This window comes from Bordetella tumulicola (genome assembly GCF_965138755.1).
In the GTDB taxonomy this organism is placed as follows: domain Bacteria; phylum Pseudomonadota; class Gammaproteobacteria; order Burkholderiales; family Burkholderiaceae_B; genus Bordetella_A; species Bordetella_A tumulicola.
In genome coordinates, this window is sequence record NZ_CBCSFP010000004.1 from 217,466 (window position 1) to 234,904 (window position 17,439).

18 protein-coding genes and 1 riboswitch are annotated in these 17,439 nt (G+C 59.1%); of the genes, 13 read left to right on the forward strand and 5 right to left on the reverse strand.

The window, feature by feature from the left end; translation table 11 throughout:
* Positions 1-208: 208 nt before the first annotated feature.
* The 5 genes from ACNAZS_RS13530 (at position 209) to ACNAZS_RS13550 (ending at position 4,755) form a co-directional block, all read left to right on the forward strand.
* A complete protein-coding gene (locus ACNAZS_RS13530; protein WP_415790065.1) occupies positions 209-1,123 on the forward strand; it encodes a glycosyltransferase family 2 protein in 915 nt (304 codons plus the stop codon).
* 216 nt (positions 1,124-1,339) lie between these two features.
* Positions 1,340-2,539 (forward strand): glycosyltransferase family 9 protein, encoded by a 1,200-nt coding sequence (locus ACNAZS_RS13535; RefSeq protein ID WP_415790067.1) that lies wholly within the window; start codon positions 1,340-1,342, stop codon positions 2,537-2,539.
* A complete protein-coding gene (locus tag ACNAZS_RS13540; RefSeq protein WP_415790069.1) occupies positions 2,536-3,525 on the forward strand; it encodes a glycosyltransferase family 2 protein in 990 nt (329 codons plus the stop codon). The genes ACNAZS_RS13535 and ACNAZS_RS13540 overlap by 4 nt, the downstream gene beginning before the upstream one ends.
* A 94-nt stretch (positions 3,526-3,619) precedes the next feature.
* Positions 3,620-3,799 (forward strand): hypothetical protein, encoded by a 180-nt coding sequence (locus ACNAZS_RS13545; RefSeq protein WP_415790071.1) that lies wholly within the window; start codon positions 3,620-3,622, stop codon positions 3,797-3,799.
* An 8-nt stretch (positions 3,800-3,807) separates the two neighbouring features.
* On the forward strand, positions 3,808-4,755 hold the full coding sequence (locus ACNAZS_RS13550; RefSeq protein WP_415790073.1) for a symmetrical bis(5'-nucleosyl)-tetraphosphatase: 948 nt from the start codon (positions 3,808-3,810) through the stop codon (positions 4,753-4,755).
* A 22-nt stretch (positions 4,756-4,777) separates the two neighbouring features.
* Here the strand turns inward: ACNAZS_RS13550 and ACNAZS_RS13555 are convergent, their stop codons facing one another.
* The 4 genes from ACNAZS_RS13555 to ACNAZS_RS13570 all read right to left on the reverse strand — a co-directional run bounded on the left by ACNAZS_RS13555 (position 4,778) and on the right by ACNAZS_RS13570 (position 8,588).
* Complete coding sequence (locus tag ACNAZS_RS13555; protein ID WP_415790075.1) at positions 4,778-5,395, reverse strand: DUF4142 domain-containing protein; 618 nt, start codon at positions 5,393-5,395, stop codon at positions 4,778-4,780.
* A gap of 109 nt (positions 5,396-5,504) precedes the next feature.
* Positions 5,505-6,425, reverse strand: a complete 921-nt coding sequence (locus ACNAZS_RS13560; protein ID WP_415790077.1) for an SMP-30/gluconolactonase/LRE family protein — start codon at positions 6,423-6,425, stop codon at positions 5,505-5,507.
* Between the two features lie 141 nt (positions 6,426-6,566).
* Positions 6,567-7,547: an aliphatic sulfonate ABC transporter substrate-binding protein gene (locus ACNAZS_RS13565; RefSeq protein ID WP_415790079.1), complete on the reverse strand. Its 981-nt coding sequence runs from the start codon at positions 7,545-7,547 to the stop codon at positions 6,567-6,569.
* Positions 7,548-7,652: 105 nt separating this feature from the next.
* Positions 7,653-8,588 (reverse strand): alpha/beta fold hydrolase, encoded by a 936-nt coding sequence (locus tag ACNAZS_RS13570; protein WP_415790081.1) that lies wholly within the window; start codon positions 8,586-8,588, stop codon positions 7,653-7,655.
* 127 nt (positions 8,589-8,715) lie between these two features.
* Between ACNAZS_RS13570 and ACNAZS_RS13575 the strand changes: the two genes are divergently transcribed.
* Positions 8,716-9,321 carry a CGNR zinc finger domain-containing protein gene (locus ACNAZS_RS13575; protein WP_415790083.1) on the forward strand — a complete coding sequence of 202 codons (606 nt, stop codon included), beginning with the start codon at positions 8,716-8,718 and terminating at the stop codon, positions 9,319-9,321.
* A 49-nt stretch (positions 9,322-9,370) separates the two neighbouring features.
* Here ACNAZS_RS13575 and ACNAZS_RS13580 read toward each other — a convergent pair whose 3' ends face one another.
* Positions 9,371-10,195, reverse strand: coding sequence for an AraC family transcriptional regulator (locus ACNAZS_RS13580; protein WP_415790085.1), 825 nt, complete (start codon positions 10,193-10,195; stop codon positions 9,371-9,373).
* Positions 10,196-10,309: 114 nt separating this feature from the next.
* Here ACNAZS_RS13580 and ACNAZS_RS13585 point away from each other — a divergent pair, with 114 nt between their 5' ends.
* From ACNAZS_RS13585 to ACNAZS_RS13615, 7 genes are all read left to right on the forward strand, one after another.
* A complete protein-coding gene (locus tag ACNAZS_RS13585; protein WP_415790087.1) occupies positions 10,310-11,260 on the forward strand; it encodes an alpha/beta fold hydrolase in 951 nt (316 codons plus the stop codon).
* Positions 11,261-11,379: 119 nt separating this feature from the next.
* Positions 11,380-11,471, forward strand: a riboswitch (TPP riboswitch).
* Positions 11,472-11,539: 68 nt separating this feature from the next.
* Positions 11,540-12,622, forward strand: coding sequence for a LuxE/PaaK family acyltransferase (locus tag ACNAZS_RS13590; RefSeq protein ID WP_415790089.1), 1,083 nt, complete (start codon positions 11,540-11,542; stop codon positions 12,620-12,622).
* Positions 12,619-14,091: an acyl-CoA reductase gene (locus ACNAZS_RS13595; protein ID WP_415790091.1), complete on the forward strand. Its 1,473-nt coding sequence runs from the start codon at positions 12,619-12,621 to the stop codon at positions 14,089-14,091. Before ACNAZS_RS13590 ends, ACNAZS_RS13595 begins: the two co-directional genes overlap by 4 nt.
* A complete protein-coding gene (locus tag ACNAZS_RS13600) occupies positions 14,088-14,852 on the forward strand; it encodes an ABC transporter ATP-binding protein (protein ID WP_415790093.1) in 765 nt (254 codons plus the stop codon). The genes ACNAZS_RS13595 and ACNAZS_RS13600 overlap by 4 nt, the downstream gene beginning before the upstream one ends.
* The gene (locus tag ACNAZS_RS13605; RefSeq protein WP_415790095.1) at positions 14,849-15,613 is read left to right on the forward strand and encodes an ABC transporter permease; all 765 of its coding nucleotides are present in this window, start codon (positions 14,849-14,851) and stop codon (positions 15,611-15,613) included. The genes ACNAZS_RS13600 and ACNAZS_RS13605 overlap by 4 nt, the downstream gene beginning before the upstream one ends.
* 20 nt (positions 15,614-15,633) lie before the next feature.
* Complete coding sequence (locus ACNAZS_RS13610) at positions 15,634-16,650, forward strand: ABC transporter substrate-binding protein (protein WP_415790097.1); 1,017 nt, start codon at positions 15,634-15,636, stop codon at positions 16,648-16,650.
* 1 nt (position 16,651) lies between these two features.
* Complete coding sequence (locus ACNAZS_RS13615; protein WP_415790099.1) at positions 16,652-17,431, forward strand: SDR family oxidoreductase; 780 nt, start codon at positions 16,652-16,654, stop codon at positions 17,429-17,431.
* Positions 17,432-17,439: the final 8 nt, after the last annotated feature.

Here is a 17,439-nt window from a genome sequence, read left to right on the forward strand (position 1 = left end):
GGGCGTCATAGTGGCTCCTCATAATGGTGGATTCCCTTGAGAGACAGCATTTTTCATACCTGCGACGTGGAGTCGTGGTGGCTTTGTTGCCTCCCTGTGGCTGGTACGTTGTTTGCGAGTATGCGTACATACTCAGGTCCAGCGTGCATTGTTGATGTTGGGCGACCAAGTCAACCAGCACGGATGCGTCAATTAAGGGGTGGCACGAATGACGGAACGGCTTGGCCATGCCATGGTCAGTGCTCAACCCGCTGCGGCGGGTCGGATATCGATCGTTGTTCTGACCTATAACCGGTGCGAGGAAGTTTGCCGCACACTCAGGGGTTTGTCGGCATTGCCCGTTGCCTATCCTGTGATCGTTGTGGACAACGGTAGCACCGATGACACAGCACCCCGCATCGAACGTGAGTTCCCGAGCGTAACCCTCGTAAGCGTCGGCGCCAATTTAGGGGCCGCCGGCCGGAACCAAGGCGTGGTTAAGGTCGCTACGCCTTATGTCGCGTTCTGTGACGACGACACATGTTGGATGCCGGGCTCACTGGAAAAGGCCGTTGAAATCCTGGATGCGCACCCCGGGATATCCGTATTGAATGCTCGGATTTGGGTTGGGGAGGATGCTCGGCCAGACCCGGCTTGCGTTGCCATGGCGTCGAGTCCGCTGCCGTCTGTCGCTGGCGTCGGCCCGGAACTGACGGGTTTTATGGCGGGCGCAAGCGTCATGCGAACCCACGCATTTCGGCAAGCGAGAGGATACTGGGCGCCTTTTTTTATCGGTGGAGAAGAGGCGTTGCTGGCGCTGGACATCTTGGCACAGGGCGGCACCATCGTTTATGCACCGGCTGTGCAGCTCCGCCACTGGCCTTCCATTTCCCGCGATACGTCATTGCGTCGGCGTTTGTTGGCGCGCAATGCGCTATGGACAGCTTGGCTGCGCCTTCCGCTACCGTTGGCGCTGGCGCGCAGTTGGCATCAACTTTCCTTTCTACCCGATTGGAGGACCCGGTTCGCGGCGTGCCGGGATGCACTGGTCGGATGGCGGTGCGTCCGGCGTCACCGCCGGGTGCTTGACGCCGCCCTTTGCCGCAAGCTGGCGGCCGTCTGGCGTGACGAGGCGGGTCGCTAAAGCTCAGCGACTGCGGTTGCGAGCAAAGACCTGGAGCCGGCACTTCTTACCCGTGTGTGTAAGAAGTGCAAAGCACGCCATGTCGTACATGAGAAACCCGCAGCGGACGACGTTTGGACAGCCGTTCGGCACACCGTTTGCTCTTGCACAGACCGAACTCGCGAGTGCTCGAAACTCAGGTGGACGAGACTGCACACGCCGTCAGGAGGCGGAACGATGGACTGTGATCAACGATATTCTGGCCGGGGTAACGATGACGATTTCAACCTGAATACGGGTGTCGGCGTCGAGGACCCCATGCATGATGCCGATTATCAGAGCAAAACAAGGACGCGAGAATGGCGACAGTGCGCTCATGTCCTATGCATTCGGTTGGACAATATGGGCGATGTTTTGATGTGTACGCCGGCCTTCAGGGCGTTGCGCCAGTCAGGTGCGCGGCGCCTGTCATTACTGACTTCGCCCTCGGGGGCGATCGCGGCGCGATTTATTCCCGAAATCGACAATACGCTGTCTTACGATGCCGCCTGGATCAAGAATGCGTCGGATGGCCGAGATCAGGATATCGATGCGATCGGACGATTGCGTGCACTGAGGCCCGACGCGGCGGTGATCTTCACGGCGTACAGCCAAAGCCCGCTACCCGCCGCGCTGCTGTGTCACTTGGCCGGCGTTCCGCGCGTCCTTGCTCATTGTCGCGAAAATCCCTATCGACTGATTACCGACTGGGTTCGGGAAACGGAGCCCGCGGATGGCATCCGCCATGAAGTTCGGCGCCAGTTGGATCTGGTGGCGAGCGTTGGCGCGCACAGCGACGATTTGCGTCTGTCTTTCCATGTCAAAGAGATCGACCGCCTGTCGCTGCGGACGAAGCTCTATCACGAAGGCGTGGCCGACGAGGAGGAGTGGATCTGCGTGCATGCTGGCGCGACCGCGCCTTCGCGACGCTATCCCGCACGGCAAATGGTGCAGGCGCTGGTAGAACTGCGCGGCGACGGTCGCCGAATCTTACTGCTAGGCGCGCACGAGAGCGAGTCATGGGCTGCCGAGCTGCGGGAGGCGCGAAAGTGGCTGCCGGGTTTGATAGACCTCTCTGGCAAGTTGTCCTTGGGGGAGCTTGGCGCCGCGTTGGAAGGCGCGGTCGTGATGATCTGCAACAACAGCGGCCCGGCGCATATTGCGGCCGCTCTCGGCATCCCTGTTGTCGACCTGTACGCTCTGACGAACCCGCAGCATACGCCCTGGATCACCGCCTCTCGTATTTTGAACCACGATGTGCCGTGCAAGTATTGCTATCGAAGCATTTGTCCGGAAGGCCATCACGCCTGCCTCGCGGGCGTCGAGCCGCGGCGCGTGGCGATGGCGGCGCGAGAGTTGATGAATGGCCGCCGTCCGTTCGTCGAGAAATCGCAATGAAGCCGGTCACGGGTTCCATTCTGGTGTCGGTGGTCGTGCCGACGTACCTGCGTCCACAATTGCTGGCCCGCTGTTTGAATGCATTAGTCCGCCAGCAGTTTCCGCGCGATACCTACGAAATCCTGGTGTGCGATGACGCAGCAAGCATCACGACGCGACAGCAGGTCGAGGCGCTGCGCGAGCGGTGCTCCGGCAAACCTGAGATTCGCTACCTGGCTGTAGAGGACAGCCGTGGGCCTGCTGGCGCACGCAATGTGGGTTGGCGCAGCGCAAAGGGTGCGATTATTGCTTTTACCGACGACGACACGATTCCCGATGAAGATTGGCTGGAGCATGGTGTGAGCGCCTTATCTCCCACTGTAGCGGCAGTAGTGGGCGACACCGACATGCCGATGCCGGATCCGCCCAGCGATTATGAACGCGACGCTTGTGGCCTGACCCGAGCCGAATTCATCACCGCTAATTGTTTCGTGCGCCGTTCGGCGCTGCAAGCCGTCGGGGGATTCGACACTCGCTACACCATGGCATGGCGTGAAGACTCCGACTTGCACTTTGCTCTGTTGGACCGAGGGTTTCGGGTTGAACGCTGTCCGCCGGCCCGCGTGCTGCATCCCGTCCGCCCCAATCGCTTTGCCGCCGGTCTTGGCATGCAAAAGAAAGTCATGTTCGACATGCTGCTGAGGAAAAAGTACCCCCTTCTTTATCGCAACCGCATTCAGGCTCATCTTCCATGGTTCTATCTTGGCGTGACCGTCGCGCTTCTATTGGCCGCTGTGTTGGTCATCATGGGGTACGAGTTCGCGGCGCTGTGCGCCGCTGGTGTCTGGATAGTGCTGACGACGTTCTTCTTCGTAAAGCGTTTGCAGGGCACCCACAAGTGCGCACGCAACGTGATGGACTTGGCGATTACCTCGGCGTTTATTCCGTTGCTCTCCATCTATTGGCGGCTGGTGGGCTTGGCACGGTTTAGGCGGATTGGCTCATGAGGTCGCTGGCTTTGGCCTATGCCGGGAATGGCGTTTGCTACTGTTTTTGTACTTTTGTACATACCCGACTTTTAATGTCAGGAGGACTCGTGCCATGAAACCGAAAGAAGGAAAGTCCAACCCCTCGACCGATGATACCCCTCGTGAAGCCCAATCCAGTCATCGCGACACGCAGAACCGTACCAAGAAAGAAGGCCATGCCACGCAGATCGGAACCGGGCAAGATCAACAGAGCCAGCGAAACCGCGGAGGCGGTGCAAGAAACAAGTCCTGACACCGCACATGACTTCCCAAAGGGATGGGGTAGTCGGTCCGCCTACGGCACCCTCTATCTGGGTGATCGGCGACGTGCATGGCTGCGCAGCATCTCTGAACGCACTGTTGTCGCGTCCCGAAATCGCAGACGATCCAGACAGTCGGTTTTGGTTCGTGGGTGACTTGGTGAACCGAGGGCCGGCTTCGGCCGCGACGTTGCGCCGCATCATGGCGCTAGGCGAACGCGCCACAGTCGTGTTGGGAAATCACGATCTCCGGGCATTAGCCATTGCGGCGGGTTGTCTACGACCGGCCCGGCGTGACACGCTCGACGATCTCCTGACTGCTGCCGATCTGGACGTTTTGCTGAATTGGCTGCGTCGTCGTCCGCTGATGCATTCCGAGGCAGGCTACCTCCTTGCTCACGCGGGGATCTATCCGCAATGGGATGCGACGTTGGCAATGTCGCTCGCACGAGAAGCGCAAGATGTGCTCAGAGATAGCCGATGGCGTGATTACATACGCACGCTCTGTGGCTCGGCCGGCTCGACATGGCATACTAAATTGCAAGGTGAACGCAGGTTGCGATTTATTGTGAATGCGTTTACGCGGATGCGCTTGTGTACGCAGACAGGTGCGTTGGTACCAGGGGCCAAAGCTGCGCCCGGATGTTGGCCATCCGGGACCGTGCCTTGGTTCGATGTCCCGAGCAGGCCTACCGAACACACGCCGATCGTGTTCGGACATTGGGCGACGCTAGGCCTGTACGTGCGTACGGATGTCACGTGTGTAGATACCGGTTGCGTAACAGGCGGTGTGTTGACCGCCTTCAGGCTAAAAGATCGCAAAGTGGTGCAGGTGGGGCGGGATACGCTTGCGCCCGCTTTTGAGGCGCCGGGAGCGACACCGCATTACTGTGACTGGATCCAACCCCGGTCGCGCCATGCGTGGCCATTTCAGGCAAGTGGCCGCTAGGGTAGCGGCCGCAGAGGCTGACTCAGGGCGTCTTGCTTACGCTCTGCTGGAGTGTTTGGGCCATTTGAAGATGTTGCTGCAGCGTTGGCAGGGTCTCAGACGCGAACTGCTTGACGTCCGCATCTTTGGCGTCAGTCGATGCTTCCTGAAAGAGCTTGACGGCGTCCTCGTGAGCGGAAACCCCGATTCCATCGGCATATGCTTTGTCAAAGCCTTCTTCTCGCAGACCAAGCGTCTTCAGCTTGGCTTGTTGCATCAACGATGGTTCAGTGGGGGCCTCAAATCCCTTTTGTTTGGCCAGATCCGCCAGTTTCTGTCCCGCCTTGCCATGATCGTCGACCATTTTCTGTGCGAAGTCTTTTACTTCTGCATTGCCCGATTTTTCCAAGGCAAGTTTGCTTCCTTGGACTTCCAGATGCCCTGACTGTGCGGCGCTTTCCAGGAAGCTGCGATCATCGGCATCCAGTTCTGAGTCCGAGTTGATTGGTGTTTTCGTCGCGGCCGGCGTGTCCGATGTGCCCGGCGTACTCGGTACGCCTGGCGTGGGTTGTGCGGGCTGTGTCGTTTGCGCGACGGCGACGTGTCCGCCATTTAGCGCCGCTAGGGCAAGTAGGGTGGCTGCGAAGTAGCGAGCATTCATGAGTTTCTCCCGAACGTGGCGCTTGACGCCGTTGACAGTAATTCGTCCGGGAAATTCAGCAAGCAGCGTGCCTGACTTACGTGGGTTGGACAGCGGGAATCCAAATGAACTATGAGGTCGCCTGATGTAGTGTCACACCAGCGTTCGGGGCTGACGCTCTCAGAATCGCACCCGATGTCGACTCGGTGCAGTACAGCGTGCGTCGTTCCTTGCCGCCAAACGCAATATTGGTGGTCAATGAGCCTTGATTGCTGCGCCATACCCTGATGGGTTCGGCCCGATCATTTAGCAGCCAGACATAACCAAGCCCCGGGTTGGCGACGACAAGGTTTCCCGTTTCGTCCACCGCCAAACCGTCCGGGCCGATAGGACCATACGACGTGAAGAATTGGCTGACCTTGGATACGCTGCCGTCGGCAAGCAGCGGAACACGCCAGACGCAGTTGCCCCGCGTGACACCAAGATATAGAACGCTGCCATCCGGGGAGAGGGCGACGCCGTTCGGGCTGGGCACATTGATGAGCAAGGTGTCGAGCTCGCCGTTTGGCTTTAACCGATATAGGCGTCCGCTGGGGTCGTGCAGGCCACTTTGACCCTGATCGGTGAAATACAGATTACCCTTGGTGTCAAACACCAGATCGTTCACGCCCTTGAACCGTTCGCTGTTGCGTCGTTCCAGATAGGGTGTGACATTTCCGGTGCCGATATCAAGCTGCATCAGTCCGTTCTTGTAGTCGGTGATGAGTAGCGTATTGGCATTCATGAACTTCATGCCGTTGGGTTCGCCATCATATTCTGCGACCAGAATCCATTCCCCTGACGGAGTAATGCGAAAGACCCGGCCCCAGGGAATATCGGTGACATAAAGATTGTCATCACCGTCAAATACCGGTCCTTCCAGAAACGAGTCAGCCATAACGCCGCCACGGTTAGCATCGGCCCAGGCACTGCGTTCGCGCCGTCTGAACGTATCAGGCATAGCGGAAAACAATTCGAAGTCGCCCACTTGTGGCGAAGCAAGTAGAAACATGGCGGCGTACCTTTTTTAACGTTGTCGAAAATTGATACTTGACGCGATATTGCCCCACATTGCGCTCGTGTCTGCAAGGTTTTTTTGAACTCTGCGGCTCAGCGCCGCGTGCCTGTATACCCAAGCCCTCGGCGAACGTGCCTACGTCCCGAGCTGCCAAATCGTCGCGTCACGCGTCACGATACGTCGGGGCAGGAGTTTGTTCACCAAAAACACGTCGGCGATCTGTTGCTGCCGGTCGAGGTTCTCAAGGGAAACGGACCGCACATCGTAACTGCGTCGTTTATTCGCAGCCACGATGATCGTTTTATCCAGACCCCACACCGGAGCCAATAGACTGGCCGCATCGTCCGGATTTTGTTTGGCCCAGAGGCCCGCGGTCCGCAACGCATCAAACACCTGATTGACGACTTTAGGATTGTTTTCGGCATATGGCGTGGACGCCAAGTAATAGCGTGCATAGTCGGCCAGCCCATCGCGGCCGTCGATCAAGACCCGTACACGTTCGTGCTGCTGCGTTGCCGCGTAGAACGGATCCCAGATGGCCCACGCGTCGATCGAGCCATTGCCAAATGCAGCGCGTCCATCGGCGGGCGTCAGATACGCCTGCTGAATGTCGGCCAGCGGCACGCCCGCTTGTTCCAGCGCGGCAATCACCAGGAAATGTGCGCCGGCAGCACGCGCAAAGCCCACCTTGCGGCCTTTGAGATCTGCCACGCTGCGAATCGGCGAGTCTTCTTTAACGATGATGGCCTGGGCGGACGGTGCAGGCGTTTCGCGAGCGTAATAGGTCAGTGCGGCACCCGCCGCTTGCGCAAACAGTGGCACAGTATCCGCGACATCCGCGCTCAAATCGATCGCACCTACGTTCAGAGCTTCCAGCAAAGGCTGACCGTTCGTGAACTCGTGCCAAGACACGGTGATGCCTTGATCGGCCAATTGCTTTTGCAATGTACCTTGGGCCTTGACGATGGTGATCAGGGTCGAGGATTTTTGATAGCCGATGCGCAGTTTCTTGTCAGCGGCGGCTAGCACGGCGCGAGGGACGGTCAACGTCAATCCGACGGCGCCCGCGACGGTTAGGAGTTGACGGCGAGTTGGCTGAAACAAAGGGGATGTCATGGCAGCGGTTGATGAGGATAGGGTCTGCCATCATCGACGGCGATGCTGCGCATGACAAATACAAAAATGGGATAACAATATGGGTGAGAAACCCTCAAGGCCCGCTTACGGCTTCACATTACGGTCCAGAAACTCGCGCATCGCCTGCGCAATGTCATCGCCGTGCGTTTCAAGCGCGAGATGCCCTGTATCCAGGAAACGTACTTCGGCGTTCGGGTTGTCTCGCTTAAATGCCTCGGCGCCCGGTGGCGTAAAGAACGGATCATTCTTGCCCCAGAGAGCCAGCAGGGGAGGTTGATAACGGCGGAAGTATTCGTGCAACTGCGGGTATTGCTTGACGTTCTGTCCATAGTCCAGCAGCAGATCCATCTGCGCGTCGACGCCAATGCGCTCAATGGCTGCGGAGGCTAGTTGGTAGCTCTCCGGCGGGATCAACGTCGGGTCCGTGACGCCCTCGGTGTATTGCCACTTGATCATGTCCGGGGTGTTGAACCGGCGCAGCGTTTCGCGGTTGGCAGCGGTTGGCTCGGCCCACGCGCGGCGCATGTCTGCCCAGCCCGCACTCAATCCTTCTTCATAGGCATTGCCGTTCTGGCTCACGATGGCAGTGATTTTCTGTGGGTGTTTTACCGCCAATCGCCAGCCTACGGGCGCGCCGTAATCGAACACGTATATCGCGTAGTGGTCTAGATTTTTGGCTACAGTGAAATCGTCGATCACCGACGTTACGTTGTCGAACGTGTACTTGAACTCAACGTCAGGCATGACCGTCGTCTGCCCAAAACCGGGCAAGTCTGGCGCAATGACGTGGTATTGACGGGCGAGTTGCGGGATCAGGTCACGAAACATATATGACGAGGCGGCAAACCCGTGCAATAGCAGGACGGTTGGCGCAGTCGGTGATCCGGCTTCGCGATAGAAGACGTTGACGCCCTGGATTTCTATATGACGGTAATGGACTTGCGCGGGGCTTTCTGCGGCCTGGGCGGTGAGGGCGGTGGCGAGGGTCGAGGCGGCAGCAAGCAGGTTTCGGGTGTTCATGGCATTCCTTGGAGTGGCGTTCGATGTTCCAGATGAATAACCTATATAATTAATTTAAATAGGTTACTTTGCGCCTAGTATGAGCACGATAAAGTAACCTGTCAAATTAATTTTTAAAGGTTATCAAATGGCGGGTGTAGAAACGCGGCTCGATGGCAACCCGGGAGAGGCCCCAATGGTGGGTGATCATCTCGCAATGGATTTGCTCAATACGGAAGCACGCGTCAATGGGGTGGCCGTTGATTACTGGAGCAGCGGTGACGATGTGCGCCGATGGCTGGCGCGTTGCGGCGTAGTCCCCCCGTCGCCGGGCAAGGCGGTCGACCCCGCCGAGTTGCTGGCGCATGGAACCGCACTGCGACGACTGGCGCGTGCGTTGATCATTCAGCGCAAGCAGAGCGCCATCGGTGAAATTAGTGCGTTGAACCGGTATTTGCACGCCAGCCTGAGTGCCCCGCATTTGGAGCACGACCGTGACGGCAATCTGGTGTTGGCACGCCGCGCGTGTGGCGACGGGGCCGACGCATTACTCGGACCCGTCGCGGAATCCGTGGCGCAATTGCTGGTTGAGGGTGATTTCGGCCTAGTCAAACAATGCGAGCATCCTGACTGCGTCTTATGGTTCTATGACCGTACCAAGGCACACAAGCGCCGCTGGTGCAGCATGGCCTTGTGCGGTAATCGCTACAAGGCCGCACAGTTCAGGAAGCGGCGTAGCGGCGATACGTCGTAAATTCAGTTCCAACACCGCTTCCTTCGGGACGTCCCAAGTCAGCGTGCCTTTAATGTCCCGCCGCTTTGCGCCACTGGCCAGGTGATTGCCCCGTATGGGCCTTGAAGGCGCGCGACAATGCCGCTTCGCTGCCATAGCCGACGTCGGCGGCGATGAGTTTCAGGGGCTGACCTTGGCGCAGGGCGCGTTGGGTCAGATCGATGCGCCAGCCCTGAAGATACTGACCGGGCGTGATGCCCACTACGTCACGAAATGTGGTGGCGAACGCGCTGCGTGACATACCGGCGTTACTGGCCAGATCCTCTAGCGACCATTCTTTGGACGGGTTTTCGTGCATTGCCACGATGGGGAGGCGCAAGCGGGCATGTGCAAGTCCGGCCAGCATGCCGCTTTTCATCTGTTTGCTTTCCATCAACTGCCGCAGGATCTGGATGATAACTACCTCGAAGAGCCGATTCACGACGGCATGCTTGCCGCAGCGCTGCTCAAACGCCTCGTCGAACAGGATCCGTAATACGTCTGCCGAATCGTTGATCGACGTGAGCGGAAGGCAGATTACCGGGGGGAGGGCGGCGCTGATGGGGTTGTGCATGCCACCCTCGAATCGCAGGTTGGCGCACACCATATCCGCACCCGCTAAGGGATCCGAGAGAAACCGGTGCGCCATCGGCCGGGGATATAGCAACAGACTGGGTTCCGCGATAGTGAGCGAGCTATCGTCATGAATGACCTCCACCGACCCGCGTCGTATGAGATGCAACTGACCCAGGCCGGGTTGTGCCTCCAGCAGGTTATCGCCGCATAGCGTTCCGGCGTGAAACACTTGCGCGTTAATCGCGAAGCGATGCAGTAGTTCGGCTAACCGATCGGTCATTTTGTACTTTAGGTAGTGTTTTTTGGATTTTATATCACCAATCGTATTGTTGGACCAAGCAGAATGTCGTTAAGCCACTTCGGCCTCCAACGATTGACTACAACGAGGTTCACCATGAACACTATTTCCAAAGCGGTTGCGACAACACTACTGGCTGTTGCTGTACAGGCCGGTGCGCCGGTTCAGGCGGCATCGACGGACGCCTCTGCCGTGGCTAGCAGCATCACCAAAACCGGTAGCTACGTGACGACGAACGACGGTGTGCAGATTTACTTTAAGGACTGGGGCCCCAAAGACGGCCCCGTGGTCACCTTCAGCCATGGTTGGCCTTTGAGTTCGGATAGCTGGGAATCACAAATGATTTTCCTGGCGTCGCAAGGCTACCGCGTGGTGGCCCACGATCGACGCGGTCATGGTCGTTCCAGCCAGCCTTGGGATGGCAATGACATGGATCACTATGCCGACGATTTGGCCGCGGTGATCGACGCGCTGGATCTGAACGACGTCACGCTGGTGGGCTTTTCTACCGGCGGCGGTGAGGTAGCACGCTATATTGGTCGTCACGGCACCAGCCGCGTAAAAAAGGCCGTGCTGGTCAGCTCGGTGCCGCCGCTGATGCTCAAGACCGCCGACAATCCTGGAGGCCTGCCTATCGAAGTTTTCGATGGTCTGCGCAAAGCATCTCTGGATAACCGCTCGCAGCTCTATCTGGACATCGCCTCAGGTCCGTTCTTTGGTTTTAATCGTCCCGGCGCCAAGCCTAGCCAGGGCCTGATCCAGGCGTTCTGGGTGCAGGGTATGCAGGGCGGCCATAAGAACACGTATGACTCGATCGCCGCATTCTCGGCAACCGATTTCCGCGCGGACTTGAAGAAATTTGACGTACCTACGTTGGTGATCCATGGCGACGATGACCAGATCGTCCCGATTGATACCTCAGGCAAGGCATCCGCCGCGCAGATCAAGGGTGCCAAGCTGATCGTCTACCCCGGTGCTCCTCACGGCCTGACGGAAACGCACAAGGATCGCCTGAACGAAGATCTGCTCAAGTTCTTGCGTAACTGATTTTGCAATAGTCGCTCTCGTTGTATTGACCCGCACTCCCATTTCGCAATGATTGGAAGTGCGGGTCACGGTTACACCTGGCGATCGCGGCGCTCAGTTTCCCAATGCGGGTTAACATGGCCTTTGCTCCGGGGTGCACGCCAGTGCTGAGATTCACACCCGCGAACTTGACCCGGTTTATACCGGCGTAAGAAGAGCACTGGTCTTGCCGGGGCGCGTGGATGCGCGGCTTGTGCGGGCGGGCTTCGGAGCTTCCATGTACAGGAACTAACCAAGCCCATGAACTACGTCGAACCGCCGGTCGCCGATATTCTCGAATTTATCGCCCAAGAGGGTTGCACGGACACGCAATTCGATCAGCTTGCGCTGCGTCTGTTTGCCTATCAATACAACGCCAGTGCGTCTTATCGTAGCTTTTGCCAGCGTCGCGGGGCCACGGTGCGTAACGTGAAATCGTGGAATGACATTCCCGCCGTGCCTATCGATGCCTTCAAGGCCATGGAACTACGTTGCGAGCCGCCGACGCCAACCGAACGCGTATTCATGACGAGTGGTACGACGCGGGCCGACATGCGGGGGCGGCATTTTCATCCACGGCTCGATGTATATAACCTGTCGATGACCCGCAATTTCGCGCAACGCTTTATGCAAGGCGTCGAGCGCATGCCGATGGGTATTTTGTTCCCGGACGACATTGCGATGCCTAATTCATCGCTGGCGCATTATTTGGCATTGGCGAAAACCACCTTTGGCACCGACGATAGTCGCTATTTCATGTCGCCCACGGGGATCGACCTGGAAGGGCTGTGGCAGCGCCTGGCGCAGGCCGAGCGTTCGGGCGAGCCCTATGCCCTGTTGGGTGCCAGTTATAGCTTTGTGCACGTGATCGACGCGCTACGTAAAGCCGGACGATCATTTCGTTTGCCAGCGGGTAGCCGCATTCTGGATACCGGTGGCTACAAGGGACAATCGCGCGAGTTGCCGTTGGAGGCCTTTTACTCGGCATTGTCCGAGCTATTGGGGGTGCCGCGTCATCTGTGCATCAACATGTACGGTATGACCGAGCTCAGTACGCAGTTCTATGACGATGGCAATGCGGTCGTGCCGTCGGTCAAGTCGGGGCCGCATTGGATACGCTCGCGATTGGTGGATCCCGCGACAGGCCGTACCGTACCGGCGGGCGAGCGTGGCATTCTGGCTCATTGCGATTTAGGTAACTTCAATTCGGTTAATACGATTTTGACCGAGGATGTCGGGGAGCCCGTCGAGGGTGGATTTTTGTTGTTGGGACGTGCCGAGGGTGCGCAGGCCAAGGGGTGTTCGTTGGCGGTCGAAGAATTCATCCGGTCGGTTGCGCCATGAGCGTTATTCGGGTCGAGGCCGGCTATCTACCGGGGCTGTCGTCCAGCGATGTTCAGTGGCGGACGCTGCCGTTCGATCGAGACGGTCAACGCGTCGAAGTCACGGTGCCGGAGCTATCGCCATCACAGATGGATGCCCTGGCAAAGCGGGTCCGGGACGCTAGCGCGCGGACGCTCAGGGCGCTGTCGGTCTCCGATATCATCGACATCATTGATCGCGCCATCAGTCGGTTGCTCGATCGCGACGACCCGTATCGCCGTCAGGTCGATGCGTTATTACCGCTAGTCAGTGGCTATGACACCGAGATGGTTCACCTGGGATTGACGGGTTTTTTCAAGACCTTTCGCGCACCACAATTGCATCGATTCGTGGCCGAGGATTTTGCGAATCCGAAAGTGCTCGATGGTTTTCAGCCGGCGATCAAGGGCGGCGCGGTGCGTGCCTTTGGGCCGCGACTGCTGGTGCACAGTTGGGCGGGGAATGTCCCCGCCTTGGCGCTGTGGAGTCTGGTTTGCGGTCTGTTGGTCAAGGCCGGCAATATCGGCAAGCTGCCCAGCGCTGAGCCCTTGTTTGCGGGCTGGTTTGCGCGATTGTTGGTCGAAGTACATCCGCCGCTGGCGGATTGCCTGGCCGTCGTGTGGTGGCGTGGGGCTGGAGACGAGGGCGCGGATGCGTTGTATCGCCAGGCTGATGCCGTGGTGGCCTACGGGGGCAATGACGCATTGCAGGCGATTCAGCGCCGACTACCGGTCACCACGCGTTTTCTGGCACATGGGCACAAGCTGGGGTTCGGTGTGGTCAGCGCCGCGGCGCTTGATGCGCTCAAGGCGCCTGCGCTGGCACGGCGTGCGGCGTGGGATGTGATGCGTTATGACCAGCAGGGCTGTTATTCGCCGCAGATCTTCTATGTGCAGCGGGGTGGCCAAATCGCGCCACGCGAGTTCGCCGGTTATCTGGCGAGTGAGTTGGCCAATTTGCAGCGACGTTATCCACGTCGCCCACTGGATCTGGCCGAGTCGACGGCCGTCGCAAAATGGCGGCAGTCCATCGAATGGAAGCCCTCGGCGCAGCATCGGCAAGGGAGTGAAGACCTGTTGATCGGCGACCCGATGGCGGCGTGGAGCGTCGCCTATACCGATGATACGCAGGCGTTGGCGCCCACTGCGCTGCAACGAAGCATCGTGGTGGCGGGCATTGATGCGTTGGACGACGTTGCTCCGGCAGTGGCTGCAAGTGCCGTGTTTCTGCAAACTGCCGGTATCGCGGCCACGCCGCGAGAGCTATATCGACTGGCCGAACAGTTAGGCGCCGAGGGCGTCACGCGCGTGAGTGCGATCGGTTCGATGAGTACGCCAGAGGCCGGCTGGCATCACGATGGTCGTTTCAATCTGCTGGATCTGGTGCGCATGACCGAAATCGAACACTCGGCCGAATCCGCGGCGGATCCGTTTGCCCCGTACGAGCCATGAGTACAGCGTCGGCTACGCCTTTTCTGGATATGCGACAGGTCGCCTACGCCTATGGGGGTGGCAAGCCTATTGTCGATGGCGTGAGTTGGCAATTGGCGACAGGCAGCTTTCATTGCTTGGTCGGTCGTAGCGGTTGCGGCAAGACAACGTTGCTTAAGCTCGCCGCCGGTCTGCTGGCGCCGCAGTCGGGCTCCATCTGCCAATCGGATGGCAAGCCCGTCAAACCTGGGCCGCAGTTGGGGTATGTGTTCCAGGCGCCTACGCTGCTCGACTGGCTGCGCGTGATCGACAATGTACTGCTGCCGGTTTCGTTGCAACACCAGCCACTCGCGGCCGACATCGAGCGCGCGCAAGGGTTGCTCGCCATGTTGGGGCTATCCGATCATGCGCAACAGTATCCTCGGCAATTGTCGGGGGGGCAGCAGAGCCGGGTGGCTTTGGCGCGGGCGTTGATCCTGGAGCCGCAACTGCTGTTGCTGGACGAACCCTTTGCCGCGCTTGACGCGATCACGCGTGGCGAATTGCAGGATGATCTGATGCGGATGTGTCGTTCACGCAAAACAACCGTGCTTTTTGTCACGCATGACATCAGCGAGGCGGTTTATCTGGGGGATCGCGTAGGGATGATGCACAAGGGCCGTCTGCTGGCCGACATCGCGATAGATATTCCCATGCCCCGCACGCAAGCTCAGCGTCATGGCACGACATTTAATCAATACTGCGCCCGGATATTCGACATCATGACGGGAGCGAGCCGATGAGACAGGGGCTGCATGGTCGTGCGCTGCCTGTGGCGTTGCTGCTGATCCTGTTGGGTGGTTGGGAATGGCTCGTACGGCAGATCGGGATCTCCGCGCTGGTGCTACCCGCGCCGTCGGCGGTGGCGCGAACGTTATGGGCGACGCTTTCCTCTGGCTATCTCTGGCCACACATTGGCGCGACGCTCGCCGAGATGCTGCTTGGATTGATCGTGGGCGGAATGTCAGGCCTGGCGATAGGTATTGCGCTCGCCGAATCGGCTTTGCTTGACCGCGTGCTCAAGCCCTATGTGATTGTGAGCCAGGTCATCCCCAAGCTCGCCCTCGCACCCTTGTTTGTACTGTGGTTCGGGTTTGGCATCGTACCGACGGTGGTGATGACCGCATTGATTTGTTTTTTCCCCTTGATGGAAAACACATTGACCAGCCTGCGGCAGGTGGATCCCAATCGGTTGCAGTTGTTTCGCATGCTGGGCGCATCGCGCGCCCAAACCTTGTGGCGGCTCAAGCTGCCTGCGGGATTGCCGGGGATTTTGGCGGGATGGCGCGTGGCGCTGGTGCTGGCCCTGGTCGGTGCCGTGGTCGGCGAGTTTATCGGCGCCAGCCGCGGCTTGGGCGCCGTCATTATTGCCGCCCAGGGCATGATGGACACGTCCCTCATGTTTGCGGCATTGACCGCCATCGCTGTGATCGGACTGCTGGGCTATCAGGCCATGCTGGCATTAGAGCGGCGTTTGCTGCGTGCCTACGAGAGCCACTCATGACATTTTTCAGGAAGTTTTCCATGTATCCGTCTCCTTCTCGTCGAGCGCTGCTGGCAGCCGCCGCGGGTTTTGCCGTCACGTCGCTCGTTGCCCCCCTTGTCCGCGCTCAAGCTGCGGCGTCGGGGACGATCACGCTGGCCGGTTGGAGCAAGCCCATCTCCGAGATCACGAATCTGCTGGTCGAGCCCGACAAGGGTTTTTTTAAGGCGCAGGGTGTGGAGCTCGTTTATCTGCCCGGCGCGGGCGGCGGCGACGCGATCCGTAATATCTTGAGCGGTCAGGCAGACGTGGCCTTTACCGACCCCGGCTCATTCTTTATGGCACTGGATAAAGGCGAGAAACTGCGCGCGATCTATGACATTTATCCCCAGAACGTCTTTAACGTCGTGTCGCTCAAGTCTGCCAACATCACGCGCCCCCAGGATCTGAAGGGCAAGCGCATCGGTGTCTACAGCCTGTCCAGCGGGACGCGCCAGAACCTGCTGGTGCTGCTGCACCAGGCGGGCCTGACGGAGGCCGACGTCGAGATTGTCGTGACGGGCGTGTTGAATTTCGCCCCGTTGCTGCAGGGTCAAGTCGATGCCACGGCGGCGACCGATACCGGATTGCTCGTGGGCCGGCGTCGTGGAGTGGGTGAGGTGAACGTGATGGAAGTCCGTGACTACATCAATGTGTCCAGCGATCTTTTCGTCGTGCGCGAGCAGGTCTATCAGCAGAAAAAGCCTTTGCTGAGAACCTTCCTGCGGGCCTATCGCGATAGTGCGGCATGGATGCAGGCCCAACCTGAAGAGGCCGCTACGCTGGCGACCCGGCGTGCGATCGATGGCAGAGATCGAGAGGTAAACTTGGGCGTCATCCTGTTGCGCAATGACGCGGCCATCGCGCCGCCCGGGCCCGATGGCGCTCAGCGCGTGTTGGGCGCGTTCGATCTGGGCCTTTTGCAGCGCGCGGCCGATGCGTATCGGGACTTGGGCCTCATCCAACATCCCATCGACGTGGCCAGCGTCGTCGATACAGGCTTTTTGCCGGAGCCGTGATATGAGTGCTACCCCAAAGTTCGCAGGCAAAGTTGTGTTGGTCACGGGCGCCAGTCGCGGTATCGGCGCAGAGATCGCGCGCAGCTTCGCCCGGGAGGGCGCGACGGTCGTCATCAACTATCTAAGCAATACGGTCGCTGCCGACGCTGTCGTCGCACAATGTCTGGCGGTGGGCGCAGACGCCTGGGCCGTACAGGCTGATGTGGGTGCGCAGGACGCCGTGCGCGACATGATCGACGGTATCGTGCAAGAGACTGGACGTCTTGACGTCGTGGTTAACAATGCCTTGCGGCACTATGCCTTTGATCCGCGCCGCCGCACGCGTTTTGATGCGCTGAGCTGGCAGGACTATCAGTCGCAATTCGACGGTGCGGTCGGCGCGGCATTCAACGTGTGCCGCGCCGCGCTGCCGCATTTCAAGTTGCGCGCCCAGGGCTGTATCGTCAATATCTCGACCAATCTGGTTGAACATCCCGTGGTGCCGTACCACGACTACACCACAGCCAAAGCCTCGTTGGTCGCCTTTAGTCGCAATTTGGCCTCCGAGCTTGGGCCGTTTGGCATACGGGTCAATTGTGTCGCGCCGGGCCTGGTGTATCCCACCGATTCGAGTGGAGAGACCCAGGAGTCGTTTCGCGAGTCCCTTATCGCCGCCACCCCGCTCAGGCGTATCGCCAGACCCGAGGATGTCGCCGGGCCCGTGCTGTTTCTGGCGTCTGATTGGAGCGGGTTCATGACGGGGCAGGTATTGTTTGTCGATGGCGGGCTGGTTATGCGATAGTCTATCGG

Excerpts from the sequence above, each read along its gene's own strand:
- ACNAZS_RS13585 (WP_415790087.1), top strand. The coding sequence starts at position 10,310 with ATGAACACTATTTCCAAAGCGGTTGCGACAACACTACTGGCTGTTGCT.
- ACNAZS_RS13605 (WP_415790095.1), top strand. The coding sequence starts at position 14,849 with ATGAGACAGGGGCTGCATGGTCGTGCGCTGCCTGTGGCGTTGCTGCTG.
- ACNAZS_RS13570 (WP_415790081.1), bottom strand. The coding sequence starts at position 8,588 with ATGAACACCCGAAACCTGCTTGCTGCCGCCTCGACCCTCGCCACCGCC.
- ACNAZS_RS13540 (WP_415790069.1), top strand. The coding sequence starts at position 2,536 with ATGAAGCCGGTCACGGGTTCCATTCTGGTGTCGGTGGTCGTGCCGACG.
- ACNAZS_RS13590 (WP_415790089.1), top strand. The coding sequence starts at position 11,540 with ATGAACTACGTCGAACCGCCGGTCGCCGATATTCTCGAATTTATCGCC.
- ACNAZS_RS13545 (WP_415790071.1), top strand. The coding sequence starts at position 3,620 with ATGAAACCGAAAGAAGGAAAGTCCAACCCCTCGACCGATGATACCCCT.
- ACNAZS_RS13580 (WP_415790085.1), bottom strand. The coding sequence starts at position 10,195 with ATGACCGATCGGTTAGCCGAACTACTGCATCGCTTCGCGATTAACGCG.
- ACNAZS_RS13595 (WP_415790091.1), top strand. The coding sequence starts at position 12,619 with ATGAGCGTTATTCGGGTCGAGGCCGGCTATCTACCGGGGCTGTCGTCC.
- ACNAZS_RS13560 (WP_415790077.1), bottom strand. The coding sequence starts at position 6,425 with ATGTTTCTACTTGCTTCGCCACAAGTGGGCGACTTCGAATTGTTTTCC.
- ACNAZS_RS13555 (WP_415790075.1), bottom strand. The coding sequence starts at position 5,395 with ATGAATGCTCGCTACTTCGCAGCCACCCTACTTGCCCTAGCGGCGCTA.
- ACNAZS_RS13530 (WP_415790065.1), top strand. The coding sequence starts at position 209 with ATGACGGAACGGCTTGGCCATGCCATGGTCAGTGCTCAACCCGCTGCG.
- ACNAZS_RS13535 (WP_415790067.1), top strand. The coding sequence starts at position 1,340 with ATGGACTGTGATCAACGATATTCTGGCCGGGGTAACGATGACGATTTC.
- ACNAZS_RS13615 (WP_415790099.1), top strand. The coding sequence starts at position 16,652 with ATGAGTGCTACCCCAAAGTTCGCAGGCAAAGTTGTGTTGGTCACGGGC.
- ACNAZS_RS13575 (WP_415790083.1), top strand. The coding sequence starts at position 8,716 with ATGGCGGGTGTAGAAACGCGGCTCGATGGCAACCCGGGAGAGGCCCCA.
- ACNAZS_RS13550 (WP_415790073.1), top strand. The coding sequence starts at position 3,808 with ATGACTTCCCAAAGGGATGGGGTAGTCGGTCCGCCTACGGCACCCTCT.
- ACNAZS_RS13565 (WP_415790079.1), bottom strand. The coding sequence starts at position 7,547 with ATGACATCCCCTTTGTTTCAGCCAACTCGCCGTCAACTCCTAACCGTC.
- ACNAZS_RS13610 (WP_415790097.1), top strand. The coding sequence starts at position 15,634 with ATGTATCCGTCTCCTTCTCGTCGAGCGCTGCTGGCAGCCGCCGCGGGT.
- ACNAZS_RS13600 (WP_415790093.1), top strand. The coding sequence starts at position 14,088 with ATGAGTACAGCGTCGGCTACGCCTTTTCTGGATATGCGACAGGTCGCC.